The sequence below is a fragment of the Okeania sp. SIO3B5 genome, from assembly GCF_010692555.1.
Taxonomy (GTDB): domain Bacteria; phylum Cyanobacteriota; class Cyanobacteriia; order Cyanobacteriales; family Microcoleaceae; genus Okeania.
In genome coordinates this window covers 1-16,102 of sequence record NZ_JAAHHG010000205.1, presented here as the reverse complement: position 1 = coordinate 16,102, position 16,102 = coordinate 1, and the positions used below count along the sequence as shown (strand labels likewise).

13 protein-coding genes are annotated in these 16,102 nt (G+C 35.9%); 1 reads left to right on the top strand and 12 read right to left on the bottom strand.

Annotated elements, in window-relative coordinates:
• The 7 genes from F6K54_RS23770 to F6K54_RS23740 form a co-directional block, all read right to left on the bottom strand.
• Positions 1-130: transposase (locus tag F6K54_RS23770; RefSeq protein WP_293082830.1), on the bottom strand; the 130-nt coding region annotated here is incomplete at its 3' end.
• A gap of 156 nt (positions 131-286) precedes the next feature.
• Positions 287-697 carry a helix-turn-helix domain-containing protein gene (locus F6K54_RS23765; RefSeq protein ID WP_293082825.1) on the bottom strand — a complete coding sequence of 137 codons (411 nt, stop codon included), beginning with the start codon at positions 695-697 and terminating at the stop codon, positions 287-289.
• 327 nt (positions 698-1,024) lie between these two features.
• The gene (locus F6K54_RS23760) at positions 1,025-1,759 is read right to left on the bottom strand and encodes an NUDIX domain-containing protein (protein WP_293082822.1); all 735 of its coding nucleotides are present in this window, start codon (positions 1,757-1,759) and stop codon (positions 1,025-1,027) included.
• Entirely contained in the window at positions 1,729-2,319 is a 591-nt protein-coding gene (locus F6K54_RS23755) for a nicotinate-nucleotide adenylyltransferase (protein WP_293082819.1), read from the bottom strand. Before F6K54_RS23755 ends, F6K54_RS23760 begins: the two co-directional genes overlap by 31 nt.
• 696 nt (positions 2,320-3,015) lie before the next feature.
• Positions 3,016-3,966, bottom strand: a complete 951-nt coding sequence (locus F6K54_RS23750) for an ADP-ribosylglycohydrolase family protein (RefSeq protein WP_293082817.1) — start codon at positions 3,964-3,966, stop codon at positions 3,016-3,018.
• A gap of 357 nt (positions 3,967-4,323) precedes the next feature.
• Entirely contained in the window at positions 4,324-5,568 is a 1,245-nt protein-coding gene (locus F6K54_RS23745) for a transposase (RefSeq protein WP_293082814.1), read from the bottom strand.
• Positions 5,569-5,663: 95 nt separating this feature from the next.
• Positions 5,664-7,043 carry a nicotinate phosphoribosyltransferase gene (locus tag F6K54_RS23740; protein ID WP_293082811.1) on the bottom strand — a complete coding sequence of 460 codons (1,380 nt, stop codon included), beginning with the start codon at positions 7,041-7,043 and terminating at the stop codon, positions 5,664-5,666.
• A gap of 831 nt (positions 7,044-7,874) precedes the next feature.
• Here F6K54_RS23740 and F6K54_RS23735 point away from each other — a divergent pair.
• Complete coding sequence (locus F6K54_RS23735; RefSeq protein WP_293082808.1) at positions 7,875-8,024, top strand: hypothetical protein; 150 nt, start codon at positions 7,875-7,877, stop codon at positions 8,022-8,024.
• A gap of 980 nt (positions 8,025-9,004) precedes the next feature.
• Here F6K54_RS23735 and F6K54_RS23730 read toward each other — a convergent pair.
• The 5 genes from F6K54_RS23730 to F6K54_RS23715 all read right to left on the bottom strand — a co-directional run bounded on the left by F6K54_RS23730 (position 9,005) and on the right by F6K54_RS23715 (position 15,646).
• Complete coding sequence (locus F6K54_RS23730) at positions 9,005-9,694, bottom strand: diacylglycerol/polyprenol kinase family protein (RefSeq protein WP_293082828.1); 690 nt, start codon at positions 9,692-9,694, stop codon at positions 9,005-9,007.
• A gap of 171 nt (positions 9,695-9,865) precedes the next feature.
• Complete coding sequence (locus tag F6K54_RS23725) at positions 9,866-14,038, bottom strand: PAS domain S-box protein (protein WP_293082806.1); 4,173 nt, start codon at positions 14,036-14,038, stop codon at positions 9,866-9,868.
• 779 nt (positions 14,039-14,817) lie between these two features.
• The gene (locus F6K54_RS43155) at positions 14,818-14,994 is read right to left on the bottom strand and encodes a hypothetical protein (RefSeq protein WP_366558219.1); all 177 of its coding nucleotides are present in this window, start codon (positions 14,992-14,994) and stop codon (positions 14,818-14,820) included.
• Entirely contained in the window at positions 14,909-15,124 is a 216-nt protein-coding gene (locus tag F6K54_RS43150; protein ID WP_366558218.1) for a zinc ribbon domain-containing protein, read from the bottom strand. The genes F6K54_RS43155 and F6K54_RS43150 overlap by 86 nt, the downstream gene beginning before the upstream one ends.
• A gap of 249 nt (positions 15,125-15,373) precedes the next feature.
• Positions 15,374-15,646 carry a transposase gene (locus tag F6K54_RS23715; RefSeq protein WP_293082803.1) on the bottom strand — a complete coding sequence of 91 codons (273 nt, stop codon included), beginning with the start codon at positions 15,644-15,646 and terminating at the stop codon, positions 15,374-15,376.
• Positions 15,647-16,102 lie beyond the last annotated feature (456 nt).

Here is a 16,102-nt window from a genome sequence, read left to right as displayed (position 1 = left end):
TAATTCGTTTCTTAAGTGGTTTAGGAGCATCAACCTTTGTACCATTGCTAAATGTAGCAAAAGTTTTAATACCTAAATCTATGCCTACTGAATTATCAGTTTGAGGTAAGACTTCTGGTTGTATTTCCACTACAAAACTCAAGAAATATCTAGTAGGGGCGATTCGCGAATCGCCCCTACAATCTTTGATTACTGTTACTGATGATGGAGGAGCAGGTAACTCTCACGGGCGAAACTATTTTCAGCTTTCCAATCTTGGCGCTTCTAAACTTTATGTTGACCAACTTTAAATCCTCACGAGTGTAAACCTAGCAGTTTGCTTTGACTTTCTACTTTTGAATCGCGGAGCGTTGCGAGGAACGAAGCAATCTGGAGGTTTTACAGGTCTACCTTTCTGTTGACCTTTAGTTGATTTGAAAAAATTTTGATAAGCCTGATTTAAATCATTTAAAGATTGCTGCAATGGTATCGCAGAAACTTCTGATAACCATTCTCTGTCTTCAGTGTTTTTTGATTGAGTGATAAACTGTTTTTGTAGTTGAGATAAGTTAGGTTTCTTTTCTCCCGATCTATACTTTTGTTGACAACAAGCCAGGCTATCATTCCAAACCACACGGACACAACCAAATAGCTTTGCTAATCGGTATTTTTGTCCCGGTGTTGGATAGATACGATACTTAAATCTAGCTTTCATCATTTGACTCTTAAACTAAATACATGATAACATATTTATTGAAATAAAATCAACTACTAAAAAGTCGCCCGCTTATGGGCGAGGCTTTAAACCCAATTTTCTGGTAAAGGTCTCTAAAGTTTTGTTGGCTCAACGCCTTCTTATGCCTCCTGTTAACTGATGCCAGATAAGGAGAATTAAAATTCATTAATGAAATTGGCTATAACCTAACCTCAGTTATTGCTTGCATAAGTTCATGCATCTGATTGCTGTTTGCGGAACATGACCTAGGAAATGCTAATAGCTGAATGCTTACATATTAACTATTAGCTGATAACTGAAATAACTCCATCAAATAAACATTAAAGGTTTATCTTTTACCAAAGCAAACGCTTCAACATCAAACCGATAAAGACTAGCTGGCCTACCTGCTCCCCGTGATGTTTTTACTCCAGTATCAGATAAGAAACCTAACTTTAATAGCTTGGCACGAAAATTAGAATAATCTGAAAAATTGTCTCCTAAAATAGTTGTATAAAGTTGATATAATTCCCCCAAAGTAAACTGCTCTGGTAAAACATCAAAAGCAACAGGACTATACTCAAGTTTATTTCTTAATCTAAGATATCCATATTCAATAATTTGTTGATGATCAAATGCTAACTGAGGAATTTGTTCCAGAGGATACCAAGCAATACCTGTTACTCCATCGGCAATTAATTCTGCTTCTTCAAATCTAACTAGAGCAAAATAACTGACTGATAAATATCTACAATTATAAATAGATTCTCTGGGGTCACGATCAGGACCGCCAAAAGTATATAATTGCTCTAAATATAGATTTTTTACCTTAATTTTTTCGGCTAAAATTCTGTAAGCTGCTGCTTCTAGAGATTCTCCTTGTATTACTAATGTACCTGGCAAACTCCAGTAGTTAATAAATGGTTCTTTTTGTCGCATCACTAATAAAACCAATAGGCGGTTTTGTTGAGTATCGACGGAAAAAATTACGTTATCTACTCCTACTTTAAAGTCTGCTTTATTATTTTTATCATTTACACTTTTTCTATGGTCGCGTCCTGGCATTTGTATAAATGCTCCCGATATATATAATCTTTAATAGAAGGCGTAATAATTGCTGGGTCTCCTTGGTCGCGATATGCGGATGAGGAAACATTAGGAACTTCTAAAGAAGCTATTTTTACTCCTGTATTTAGTTCTCTTAACTTTTGCAAATCTGCCTCTTCTATTGTAATACCTTTTCTAGGTACAACTAATAATCCTACTTTCTGCAAAAGTTCTTCTATTTTATACCAATTTGGTAATTGTTTGACTAAATCTGAACCTACTACTAAAGTAAATTCCGCATTATCCCATTTTTTTCTGGCACGTTCAACGGTTTCTATAGTACGGCGACTACTTAATTCTGAATTGACAGAAATATTGTTTTTATTAGAGTCAATATTTTCAATCAAAATTGATAACATTGCCGAACGTTGTTTTAGGGGTATTTTATGTGATTTAAAGGGATTATCTGATGCCCAAACTATTACTTGATCGAAGTTTTGAGAGAGCCATTTAATAATTGTTTCATGTCCGGATGTTGGTGGATCGGCACTGGTTCCGAATAAAGCAATTTGAGTCATTTTTTTTGATTTTGTATCAATTCCTAAGTCGGACATTTTTCTAATATAGCAGTGTAAGCATTCAGCCGTCAGCCATTAGCTATCAGCCATCAGTTATTGCTTTTAGTTTAGGATAAAAGCTTTATTAATTGTATTACTATACAAAGTTGCCTCCCTTGCCCTTAAAGTCTATTTTAATTTAATTAGGGTTTGCTGAAAAAGTCTTATGGGTGAGGGTAGGAGACAGGAGACAACCCACCCCTAACCCCTCCCAGGAGGGGAAGACAGGAGGAACGGGGTACTTAGAAGAGGTAGGAGCTAAGTTTTGTAAGAATAATTTTTCTGCCCAACTATGCGCCTAAAATACGCTCCTTTTTGAGGGTTTTAGACTGAAAACTAGACACTTTTTAAAGGCCCTAAAAAGGCTAAAACCTTTATCTGTAAATACTTTTAGATTTAATCAGCAAGCCCTAATTAAACACTGTCCTTAAGGAGAGAGGATTGTTGCTGAAGTCCGCAGTTCCTCCGGAGGAGGCTAACTGACAGCTAATAGCTGTTTGCGCAACATTCCGCAGGAAATGCTTACCGAATAATTAATAATTAATAATTAAATAATTCAGCTAATTTCGCCTCCTGCCCTTGAAAGGGGAAAAAATAAATTTTTTCTTTAAGGATCAATCCTCTTCCTTTTAGGGAGAAGTAATTATCCATTATCCATTATCCATTATCCATTAATGAAATAGCAGTTTCTAAACGAGTAGCTAAATTGACTATATCATCTTTTCTAGCAATAACTTCTATCCACTCATTTGGCATATTTTCTATACCATAATAAATTCCTGCTAAACCTCCTGTTACGGCTCCAGTTGTATCTGTATCTTCTCCTAAATTTACTGCTTTGAGAACGGCTTCGGCAAAAGAATTTGTAGTTAATAAACACCATAAAGAAGCTTCTAATGTATCTAATACATAACCACCTGCATGAATTCTGGTTACAGGTAGAGTTTCAATTTCTCCATCCAGTACTTTTCGGAAACGAGATATCTCTTCTGCATACTTTTCTTGTGAGTATATTTGTTTAATATTTTTAATTCCTTGTAAATATGCTTTCTTTACTTCTAAACCTTCTAATAAACAAATAGCTATACTAATATAAATACCACAAGCCATTTGTGACCTTAAATGAGCATGAGTTATACAAGAACAGTCATGGACTTGTTGAATTAACTCTGGAAATTCAACGTTTTTATAGTTATAAACTAGAGGTAAAATTCTCATTAGCGAACCATTGCCATTATTTCTTTCTTCTTTACCTCCAGCTTCTATTGCTGAGACACCTTTTTTAATCCGAGAAATAGCTCCAGCAGTAGTACCTCCAATATCAAAAACTTTACCCCAAGGAGTCCAATAATCTTCATAACGCCACCGATAAAAAGAGTGGGCGATCGCTTCTAAATCAAATCCTTCACACAGACATTCAGCTAAACATAATGTCATTGAACTATCATCTGACCAGGTGCCTGGAGGTTGATTATGTACACCATAACCAATCATTTCTGTGACAGGTTTAATTGTTCTTTCGCTGCGACTAGAAAATTCGACTGGTACCCCTAAAGCATCTCCAATACACACGCCCATTAAACCTGATAATACTTGGGAATTATTCATAATTTAATCTTGATAATTAACTGAAATTAATACACCTATTTTAATTCTCAAATTTTTCTGTTCTTTTTTACCAAAAAAGTCATTTATTTTAACTAATCCTTCTATTACAGAAGAGGTAATTATTAATTAACAACTGACTTTAAGGGCAAGGGAGCCAACTTTTGTAGTCAGACAATTAATAAAGCTTTTATCCTCAACTAAAAGCAATAGCTGTTAACGCAGTTCCTCCGATAGGAGGCTAGCTGACGGCTGTTTGCGCAGCATTCCGGAGGAAATGCTTACAACAATTTTAAATTTTAAATTCTAAATTCTTTAGTTTTTTGTTTGACACTCTGCGGTCTAAAGACACGCAGATTCTTAAGCAGTCCAGAAACGAACTCTTAAAGGCATTATCAAAGTGCCACTACTGACTTCTTTGAGAGAAAACTCTAAAGTTGTCGCTACTTTTTTGAGAATATTAGCTGCGCCATTAATATCGGCATTAACCAACAAACCGCTTTGAGTTTGATAAAGTCCTCGTTTAATTCGCTTACCAGATGCTTTCCAGCTTTTGGGTTTTTCACCAATAGTTGGCAGGAAGTCACCATCTAAAAAGCTAGCTTGCGAGGTGTACGATTCTTCGGTTTCAATAAACTCTACACCATACAATTCGCATAACTGACTAATCCGTTCTTTGAGTTTTGCTGTAGGAATTTGTACAAACTTTTGGTTGTTTTTGCTTCCGATGTCAATGCTATCTTTTTGTCGTTTGTTCCAACCAAAAACTATTCGACCAATGCCATGTTTTAAACAATAGTTAATTACTAATCTTGCTGCCTTGTTAACAGCATCGCGCATTTGCCTGTTGCGTTTTTCAGTTATACACGCTAATTTCTTTGACCAAAACCCTTGAGTTTTTCCTTCTTTAATTTTCGCAATTTGTTTGTTGTACCATTGATTTTTTGACTTAAGATGTTTACCATCAATAATGAAGCTTGCCCCTACATTGGAGATACAACTTAACCAATTATCAACCCCATGGTCAATCCCTAATACTTTGGCTTTATCTAACTGAGGTTGATCGGCTTTTAACTCATAAACCCATTCAACATAAAAACAACCATTACGGGGCAAAATCCTAATTTCTCTGATTTCTTTAAACTCAAGATTAGTGGGAAAGTCTAAGAAAAAACTATCAACTCTAAATGCTGCTTTAACCTTTCTTCCCAAAGGTATTTTTACTTTACCTTTTTCAAGTTTTAAAGCTTGTTTGGGATAATTTATAATTCCCATTCCTCCCTTTTTACGGTACTTAGGCAATTGAGGCTTATTGGTTAATTCTCCTTTTTTGTACTTTTTAGAAAGTTCTTTATATGACTTAAATGCTTCTACTACTGTCCTAAGAGTTTGCTGTGCTGCTTGAGAATACAAAAACTGATAATTTATATTGGATTTTAACTTCTTTTCTAAATCGTACTTGCCCGGGGTCTTACCCAACTTAAAATACCATTGTCTGCTCAAATAAATCCCACAATTTATGAGTTTATTTCCTGTGGTACATAAGTATTCTAAAAACGGGACATTTTCGGAATTTTTAATTAACTCTTGTTGGCATCCATACATCTTTCTCACCTCCTTGCTTTTGTGATAACATTAATAATAAGAAATGACAGCTTTTTAAGGCGATTAAAATCGCCTGCTCGTTTTTCATCCACGCTTTAAAAAGACGTGGTTTTCAAACTCTCATCCTTCTTTCGTAAGTTATCAGAAATTTTCATTGGTAACAAATTAGGATTTTCTAGACTACGAATTTCTGGAGGTAAACTAGCAACAGAAGTGGCGGTACGTTTAGCGATCGCTTCTAGATTTTCCGATTTTTGCACTATTTTCCCATTTTTAACTATTTGTGACATTAATTTTATGAAAGAATCAGTCTGATGTTCTGTTTGATTCGATACATCTTCGTCCATTAATCCCAAATAATCTTGTTTCAATTGACCATTTTCCAGATATCTATATATTTGTTTTCGACCAGGATAACTCACTTTCCCCGTAGAATTTTTCATCACTGGAATGCCGTCTATTTCTACCAATTTATAAACTCCATTGACAGGGGCACCAGTTACCAACTTAGTACCAATACCATACCCATCTATACAAGCATTCTCCTGCTGAAGTCTAGCTATTTCCCACTCATCTATATCTCCACTAGCAAAAATTTTCACTTCTGGTAGTAGCGATCGTACCTCTTGGGATAATTGGACTAAATTTCCTGAATCTAACCTTACCCCACTCACCTGTATTTCACCCTGCTTAACTCGTTGTGCCAATAAACGGGTAGCTGCTGATGTATCGTAAGTATCAATCAACAGGGGTGCTTCAGGAAAATATCGTTGAAAAGCATCAAAAGCATCTTCCTCCGTACCTTCAACAGCAGATATTGCCATCACCAAAGCATGAGCCATTGTACCGACAGGTTTACGACCTAATTTCAAAGCTGCCAAAACATTAGAAGTAGCATCCATCCCGCCTGCTAAAGCAGCACGAGCCGCCCAAACACTAGCTTGGGGACTAAATGCGCGTCGAGTGCCAAATTCAAATAATTTTGCTTCATTGCCTGCAATATCCCTCATTCTAGCTGCTTTTGTGGCAATTAAAGTTTGGTAGTTGAGAGTATTCAATAGATATGTTTCCACTAACTGTCCTTGCCAAAGTGGAGCTTCTATCCGCAATAGAGGTTGGTTCGGAAATATGGCTGTTCCTTCTGGTACTGCCCATACATCTCCAGTAAATTTAGCTTCTGCCAAAACCGACCAAAATTTATGAGGCACATTAGCAAATATCCCAGTTGACTTTAAAGCCTTAATTTGTGCGGGGTTAAATCGAAATTTTTCTAAATAGTCTAATACTTGTGCTAAACCCATGGCAATGAGATAGCCAAAACCTACCGGGAGTCTTCGCACAAATACTTCAAAATTAGCTTGTCGTTGGTCTATTTCCTCCCCAATATAACAAGCTGTCATTGTTAATTGGTAGAGGTCTGTTAACAAACTGTAATCTTCTGGCGAGAGAGAAAGTTCTCGATCTTCTTGTGTCATTGGACAACTTCTTAACTAAGCTCTTGATTTTAAATAGCAGTCAGCACTCAGCGGTCAGCGGTCAGCATGATTAACTTTTTTTTACCGAATAATTAAATAATTCAGCTTTATTAGCCTCCCCTTTCAAGGGGAAAAAAGTGGTCGAGGGATGGATGGGTTACCTAACCATATCAAATCGACCAAGAGAATAAATTTTTTCGGCGTTTGTCAATCCTTTCCCTTTTAGGGAGAAGTAATTATCCATTATCCATTAATGAAGCCTTCGTCGGAGATTTCAACCCCGACTCAACCATCCAGCCCATTAGTTACCGGGGTATAAACCCAAGGTCAAAAAGCTGATAGCTGAAATGCTGATAGCTGATAGCTAGTTAATTATAGTAATTTTTACTATATCTGTCCAGGTGATTTTGATAATTGTCCGTAAAACTATTAGTAACTCTTCTACTTCTTTCACTTCTAAAGTTATTTATAGTCAGATAAGGCTGTATCTAAAATTTTATTGGTGATCGATATAGTAACTTTAATTATAATCAGCCTTGCATTTAATACTTTTGGAGTCAATTATGTTATACTACAGTTTAAATATAAAATAATCATAATATAGATAATCCTGTGAGTTTTAACCTAGTGAAGTATCAGCTAAAAGTAAATTCTTGTAAATATAAAACTATAATTCTTCACATTTTCTGTCGATCCCTATAGTCAGTAGTTACGAAACGATACAAGCTCCAAATAAATGTTACAACTATCATCAAGTCAGAGAAAAAGCAGCTAGAATAAAAGTGTAAGGAAATAAAAGTTTTATTGACGACAAAAAAAGGGGTAACAATTATGAGTATTTTCCAATCTATTGAAAAAGCTGTTGTTTATATCTCAGAAGCAATTAGTCGCATTTTTGGTCCTAGCGATGATATGTACCCAATGATTGGTGTAAATCCTTTTGAAGGAGACCCTTATCACGGACCTAATTGGGCAGATTAATAAGCTAAAACGCATTTAAAATACCTCTTATTATTAGCAAGTCAGAAGTTAGAATTCAGAAGTCAGAATTCAGAAGTAATAAGGGTTGTCCTTTTAATTAAGCATACAACAAATAAGTGGTTTAAATGCGCAACAACTTACAAAAAGTTCCGTAAAATTGTTAGCTTAGTAGAAAAAAATAAGTTCTGTCAGAACTAATAATATCAAGTCACAATTAATTAATCATAATGTAGGGATGTTGTATACAACATCCCTAAAGTTTCACTAGAAACAAAATTGATTATGGTTGTTTAATGAGGCTTGATTTTATTAGTTTTAACTAGGGTTTGCTGATTAAATATCGCGCTTATTGACTGATATTGGTTTGAGCAATTTTAGATCTGGAAAAAGTGCGAGGTTTTAGGTGGTAATGGTTCAAAAATTCAGGATTTTGCTCAAGAGTTGGGCAGCACAATCTTGGGAAAAAACGCCCGCTCCTACCTCCTCCAAATTCCCATTTCTCCTGTCTTCCCCTCCCCTCCTGGGAGGGGCTAGGGGTGGGTTGGGAGGGGGAGGGGCGAGGGGTGGGTTGTCTCCTGTCTCCTACCTTCACCCATAAGACTTTTTCAGCAAGCCCTAACTAGCCATCGGTATTTTCCGTACCGGAATGCTCCGCAAACAGCATTTCCGTAGACAAAAGCTCCGCAAACCCTTTCAGGAAATCCTTTTTAAACCCATCTTTCAGTAAAAAAAGATTAACTAACGTTAAACTTATTGACAATTAAATAGGTACGCAAAATTATATTAAATACGAAAAATTGTGCTGCATAAATTTTTCCAATTCTTCAAATATGTAAAATGTTAATATTTCAAATTATTTATATATCTAATACTCAGTTATCTTTGCCGAATAATTCAGGTTTAAAGCCTCTCCTTGAAAAGAAGAGGTAATTATTAATTATTAATTATTAATTATTAATTATTAATTGTTGAACTATTCCCTATAACAATTGATTTAGCACAAAGCATATAGCAGCACTACCCAGTGGTACAGTTAAATTATCAATACCAATTTTTGATAGAGTCTCCAAAGCAGTAGCACCTAACGCCACAGGAATAGCAACTACCCAGGTTTGCCAAATATTGCCTTGTACTGCCAAAAGAATCAAACTACAAATAATATAACTAACCAAACACATAGTTAGGGAACCCTCCCAACTTTTCTTCATCCCCCAAACTTGATAAGGATGTTTGCCAAAATTTTGACCAATAACAGCAGCTAAACCATCGCCCCAAGCCATAATTAAAATACCCAGAGCTGCATATTGAGGTTGTTCGATAAACCAAAAGCAACCAATAAGAATGCCAATGCTAACTGCATAGAAAAATGTGCCTAAACTTTTGCGTCCCACACTATTAACACTGGGAAGAATGGGAAGTTGATAGGAAATTAAAGCGATCGCTGCTGAAAGAATTCCAGCCATAATACCTACCCATGCCGGAATTTGTAACCACCAAGCTAATAGAATTACATTACCTGTGCCGATATGAACTACTTTTCGTGATACTTCTGGATCTACTTTGGCAAAGCGGTTAAGTACTTCAGCAAAAATTAAAATAATTCCTAACCATGCTCCGACTAGAAAAACTTGGACAAAAATATTGGGAAATGTACTGATTATTGCCACTATTAATTATATAAATTATTAACTTAATTCAACAGAAATAATATTACCAAATAATATCATGTCAGGATAATTAGTGATAAAAAAAACTTTCTCCTTTTCCTCCTCTTATTTCTTTCTTCTTTCTTCCCTCCTGACTCCTGACTCCTGACTCCTGACTCCTTTCGGTGAAGATGTCTATTGCAATATTTTATGATAGTTAAAATTACGAAGTAGTTTAGTTGCTTGGTAACTATCAACTGGCTTTGAAAATAAATATCCTTGTCCTTTTTCACATTTAAGTTGCTTTAATTGTTGCATTTGCTCTTGAGTTTCTATTCCTTCTGCAACGATCTCTAAACCTAAATTATGAGCTAATGCAATAATGGCACTGACAATTTTTAACGACTGACCAGTAACATCTGAGTCTAATGGACTAACAAAAGAGCGGTCGATTTTTAGACTATTAATTGGGAATTGGTGTAGATAACTTAATGATGAATAACCTGTACCAAAGTCGTCAATTGATAATTTAATATTTCGATTCTTCAATTGATTCAATACTGTGGTTGCTAAAATCACATTTTCCATAATCACTGTTTCGGTAATTTCAAGTTTCAAACAATGAGGTTTACAGTCTGTTGCTTGCAAAATTTCCTCAATTTCTTCTACTAAATTTGGTTGTGAAATTTGATGACTAGAAAGATTAACACTCATAGTCAAATTGTAGTTAGGAAATTCACAAGTAGAATTAAAGGCAGGGCAATTAGAATTGCATTTGCCATTGCCATTGCCATTGCCATTGCCATTGCCATTGCCATTGCCATTGCCATTGCCATTGCCATTGTTGACTTGAGATAAACAGTTAGATGTTGAGGATATTTCTTGAGTGCAATTTACTGCAAACTGACAATAGTTTTCTTGATGTTGATGTTCAAAAAACTCTTGCTGCCAAATAGTTAATTGATGACAAGCAGCTCGTAATACCCACATTCCTAGAGGCACAATTAAACCAGTTTCTTCTGCCAGAGGAATAAACTGCCCTGGAGAAATCAAGCCTTTAGTTGGATGATGCCAACGTATCAAAGCTTCAAAACCCGTAATTTTACCTGTAGATAAACAAACAATTGGCTGGTAATTTAAGACAAATTGAGAATTAGCTGGATTTTGTTTAATCATTTCTACAGCTCGTCGGAGGTCATTTTCTAGCTCCAGCAAAGATATAGCTTGGTCATGCATGATCACATCAAATACTTCATGTCTTGCTTTACCAGACGCTTTAGCTCTATACATAGCAATGTCTGCATCTCGTAGTAAGTCTTCTGGGTTGTTGTAGATAGGACAAATAGGGGGATGATTTTTATCGGTATGATCGGCAAAATTTCCACGACTGTGAACAATGCCAATACTAGCGGTAGTAAAAATTTCATGTCCTTCAATATAAATAGGTTTGGCAAGTTCTTGATTAATTTTATGAGCTACTCTGGCAGCATAGCTAATGTCCGGTGGATACTCTAATAATATTGTGAACTCGTCTCCTCCTAATCTCGCCAGAGTATCTGATGCTTTAATGCAACTCTGAAGTATCTTAGCGATCGCTATTAATAGTTGATCTCCTATATAATGTCCCAAGCTATCGTTAATTACTTTAAACCGGTCTAAATCTAGAAACAGAATAACAAACTCATAATCTAAATGTTGTCTAGATCTACGCAGTGCTTGTTCTAATCTATCAAATAGTAAGGTACGGTTTGGTAAACCTGTCAGTGCATCATGAAGGGCCTCATGGAGCAGTTTTTGTTGTGCTTGTTTGCGTTGAGTGATATCTCTAATAATTATCTGTACTGCTGCCTTGTCATAATAAGTATAGGGTATTCCAGTTATTTCCACATCTATGATTTTTCCATCTAGGGTGATTAACTTTTCTTCTTCTAAATGTGTTTGTTCTTTTTGTTCCTGAACTTGTTGCAGTCGCTGCTTCTCTAATTCTATGTAGTCTGGGTGAACAAATTTCCAGATTGATTGACCGATAATTTCTGTTGGAGATTTTGCACCAAGTAACTGAGCGCCAGCAGAATTGATATAAACAACCTTTTCCATCCAAATTACTGATATCGCTGCTGGTGAAGATTCTACTAAACGACGGTAACGTTTTTCGCTTTCTCGGAGTAACACTTCAGCTTGCTGACGTTCCAACTCTACTTGATGATCTCTAATAAATCTGCCAATACCTTGAGCCATTAATTCAATAATTTCTTGTTCGTAGTATTCAAATTCTTTAGTTCTTCCTTGGGGAGATAAGAAACATAAAGTACCATAGATTTGATGATTTACAAGTATTGGAGTACAAATATATACTTTTATTGGCATACTTTTTGCTGCCGAGGGTTCTAACTCATCAATACAGATTGTTCTTTCTTCTTTAATTACTCTTTTACAGAAAGTATCGCATAAAGTAAATTTTCTGCCTGGTACAAAATAATCCTGCTTTGATTGTACAGCTCTGATAATATATAATTCCTCCTTGATTTCACCAATAACGCCAGTATCCGTGCCGAAAATTTCACAACCAGCTTGGAGATAATCAGCAAAAAGTTCTTCTATATTATTGTAATTACAAGTAGCAATTCTATGTAGTTGCTTGAGACTAGAACTAAATTTTTCTAATGCTTGGGACTTAATAAATAATTCTGCTTCCCAACGGAATCTTTCGGTAACATCTGTTTGAATACCAATAAAATGTGTTAAATGGTTTTGAGAGTTGTAAACTGGTGCAACGAATAGTTCATTCCAAAAAACTGTGCCATCTTTCCGCAAATTTTGCAAAATAACATGACATTCTTGACCATGTACAATGGCATTTCTTAACTTAGAAATTGCTGGCTGACTTTTGAATTTTCCCTGCAAAAATCGGCAATTTTTTCCAATTAGTTCTTCAGTTTCATAACCTGTAATGCGTTTAAAACTAGGATTAACATAAATAATGGGATTATCTCGCTGAGTAGCATCAGTGATCACGATACCATTGTTACTGCTATCAAGAGCTCGCTTCATCAGTTCCAAGTATTCCTCATTAGCATGGCGCTCAATGGCAGTTGCGATAATATTGGCGATCGCTTCGAGAAAGTATATTTCATCCTGGGTAAATTCTCGATACTCACAACTATGAACCCCCAAAATACCCCAAGCTTGATGAGTAAGATGAGGGTTATTAGTTGTTTTATATGCTTTAATTTTTAAGTTAGGTATGATGAGAGTCACACCACTAACTATGTGATGGTTATGTAGGAGAGGAGAACCAGAAAAGCTAGTTTCTACACGAAAATCTTTGATCGTAACTGGTTTATTCACAAAAAGAGTATAACCAGCTTGAGACTTTTCTCTGGCAGCAGTAATTGTAGCTTTACCAACCAACCCTTTTTTCCAACCTACTCCAGCACGGAGAAGCAAAGCATTATTTCCTGGTAACAACTCTAGAATTTGGCTAAATTTTACATTTAACGTTTTGGCAACTATGATGGCAGCTGTATCAAGAAGTGTATGATAATCTGATGTTGCTATAGCTTTTTGCCCTAACAATGCTACTGCTGCTTGTTTACGTTCACGAGATTTGAGGCAGTCTAAGAGTATATTTTCATTTACTTGCCTTTGCGTTTGATCTGTAATATCTCGATTAACTCCTACAGTTGCAACTATGTGATGAGATTTATTTAGCATTGGCACAACTGTAGTTTCACAAATGCCTTCACTGCCATCTTTACGAATGAAGTTTATTTCTCCTACCCAGCGCCCATCTTCCTTCATCTTCTTGAGAATTTCCTGAGTTAACACAGAAGCTTCTTGTGGTTTGTGCAAAATTCCTGGAGTCTTACCCAAAACTTCATTTTTGCTATAGCCAAACATTCTAGTTGCTGCTGGGTTCCAATCAATAATATGACCATGAATATCCGTAAGAATTACCCCATCATAGAGATTCTCAAAAGTTAAAGCTTGTATTTTTAATGACTGTTGGGCAAATTTGTGTTCTGAGATGTCCAAAAATATTGACAGTATTGCATTTTCCCCATTAAACTTGATGGGATGCATTGATGTCTTAGCCCAAAATAGTGTACCATCTGCTTTTTTTAAGCATACTTCACGGTCGCCCATGACACCTCCTTGATGTAGATTTGCAAACAACAATTCACATTCTTGAGGATTACAGTAAAAATCTGATTTGGGACGACCAATTAATTTTTGACCAGGTAGTCCAAGGGTGAATTCAAAGAGTTTGTTATTGAAAAGTATCACACAATCAATTGTACGGCTAATTACTATTGCTACTGGCATTACTTCAGTAATATTTTTCCACAATTCTTCATTTTGTTTCATAGCTTACTAAACACCTATATTTTAACTTTTAATTTTTTTATAAAGTTATCTTTAAATTATTGATTTATTTTAATTTTATTTTGATTGTCTTTTCTAATTTTTTTGGTGACTTTTTTATACTATATAATTTAAAATACAGCATATTTCAGACTAATGTGGTATAATTGGGTAAATATTTTGTGCTTGTTCGCTACCCTAATTCCCATCTTCATCTACCCCCTAAAACTATCAACATAAGTACCTCATAACTTTGGAAACTGCTGTAATTAACTATCCCTAATTATAAAAGTTACATTTATTAGATTATCAAATTAAATAACACCTGAAAAATTATCACACCCCGATCTAAATCTAACAATTATCTTGTGATAAATTATTAATATTACAATACAGATTTAATTTTAATCTAAATAATTAAACTTGCAAGTCATTTGTAAATTTTTCTTAATAGATTTCATGAAGATTTATGAAGATTGATGAATTTAAAAATGGGAAACTTAGGGGATATCTAAAAAATACATGGTGAAGTTATCTATAGTAAGCGATCGCTATCACAAAAAGGAATAGGGAATAGTAATATCATGTCCGGATAATAGCGTGATAAAAAAACCTTCTCCCTTTGAACTTTTCTTTCCTTTCTGCCTTCTGCCTTCCTTCCTCCAAAATGTAACTTTCAACCGGACATGATATAAACTGTTAAAGAGTTTTCGGTGCAGAATCCGTCAGAAAATAGGTATTAGGAATTTGACATCCTCTCCGGCCTAAAGGTGCGGAGATTCCTACTGAGCCGAAGCTCCTCGGCGGGTTGACACTTCATTGGCTGCTGCACCCACCCCTCTTGCTCCCCTCCCGGGAGGGGATGGGGGTGGGTTACGCTTGCCTCCGCGTCCGTTTAGTGTCTCGGACTGCCCGCCCGCGACTAATATATTTATTGCTGCATTCTCGTCTAAGAACATGTTTTGCACCACAGTTTAGACACTCCCATTCTCGCACCTGAAGGTCTAATTTTCCACCTTTAAACCCACAGCATGAGCAGGTTTGAGATGTTGGCTCAAGGGCGACTAATGACTCTAAAATCACGACCATATTTTTCTGCTTTTCCTTCTAAAAAAGTCCGTATGGGTTCTCCAACCTAAATCAGAAATTGCTCTGGATAATTTACGGTCTCTTGGTGCGCGTTCCGCAAGCGAGCTGGCGTCGTCGCGGGGTCGCACCGCTTTTTAACCATACCAGAAACGTTTCCAACGGAGATGCTTCCCTACGGGATGCTACGCAAACGCAAACAAATCCTCTAAAACAATTGTTTGGTTTTCACGAATTATTTCAGTGGATAATTTATGCAGAAAATCTGTCAAGCGTATCTTTCAGTTTGGCATGGAACTTAGCCACTCTAGCCCGTGCTTTTTCATACCTTTTAGACCCTTTAGTTTTCTTAGATAATGACTTACTTAACTTTCGGTACTTTTTAATACGTTTTTTCAATGGTTTAGGAGCATCAACCTTCCTACCATCGCTAAATGTAGCAAAGGTTTTGATACCTAAATCTATACCTACTGAATTATCAGTTTGAGGTAAGATTTCTGGTTGTATTTCTACTACGAAACTCAAGAAATATCTAGTAGGGGCGATTCGCGAATCGCCCCTACAATCTTTGACAATAGTTACTGATGATGGAGCAGTAGGTAATTCTCACAGGCGATACAATTTTCAGCTTTCCAATCTTGGCGCTTCTAGACTTTATGTTGACCAACTTTAAACCCACATGCATGTAAACCTAGCGGTTTGCTTTGACTTTCTAGTTTTAAATCGCGGAGCGTTGCGAGGAACGAAGCAATCTGGAGGTTTAACAGGTTTACCTTTTCTCTTGCCTTGAGTTGATTTAAAAAAGTTAGAGCAACGCCTGGTTTAAATCATTCAATGATTGCTGCAATGGTATATTAGAAACCTCTGACAACCATTCTCTTTCTTCAGTCTTTTTAGCTTGAGTAATAAAAAGCTTTTGTAGTTCTGATAAGTCAGGTTTCTTTTCTGCTGATTTATACTTCTGTTGGGAGTAAGCTAGAC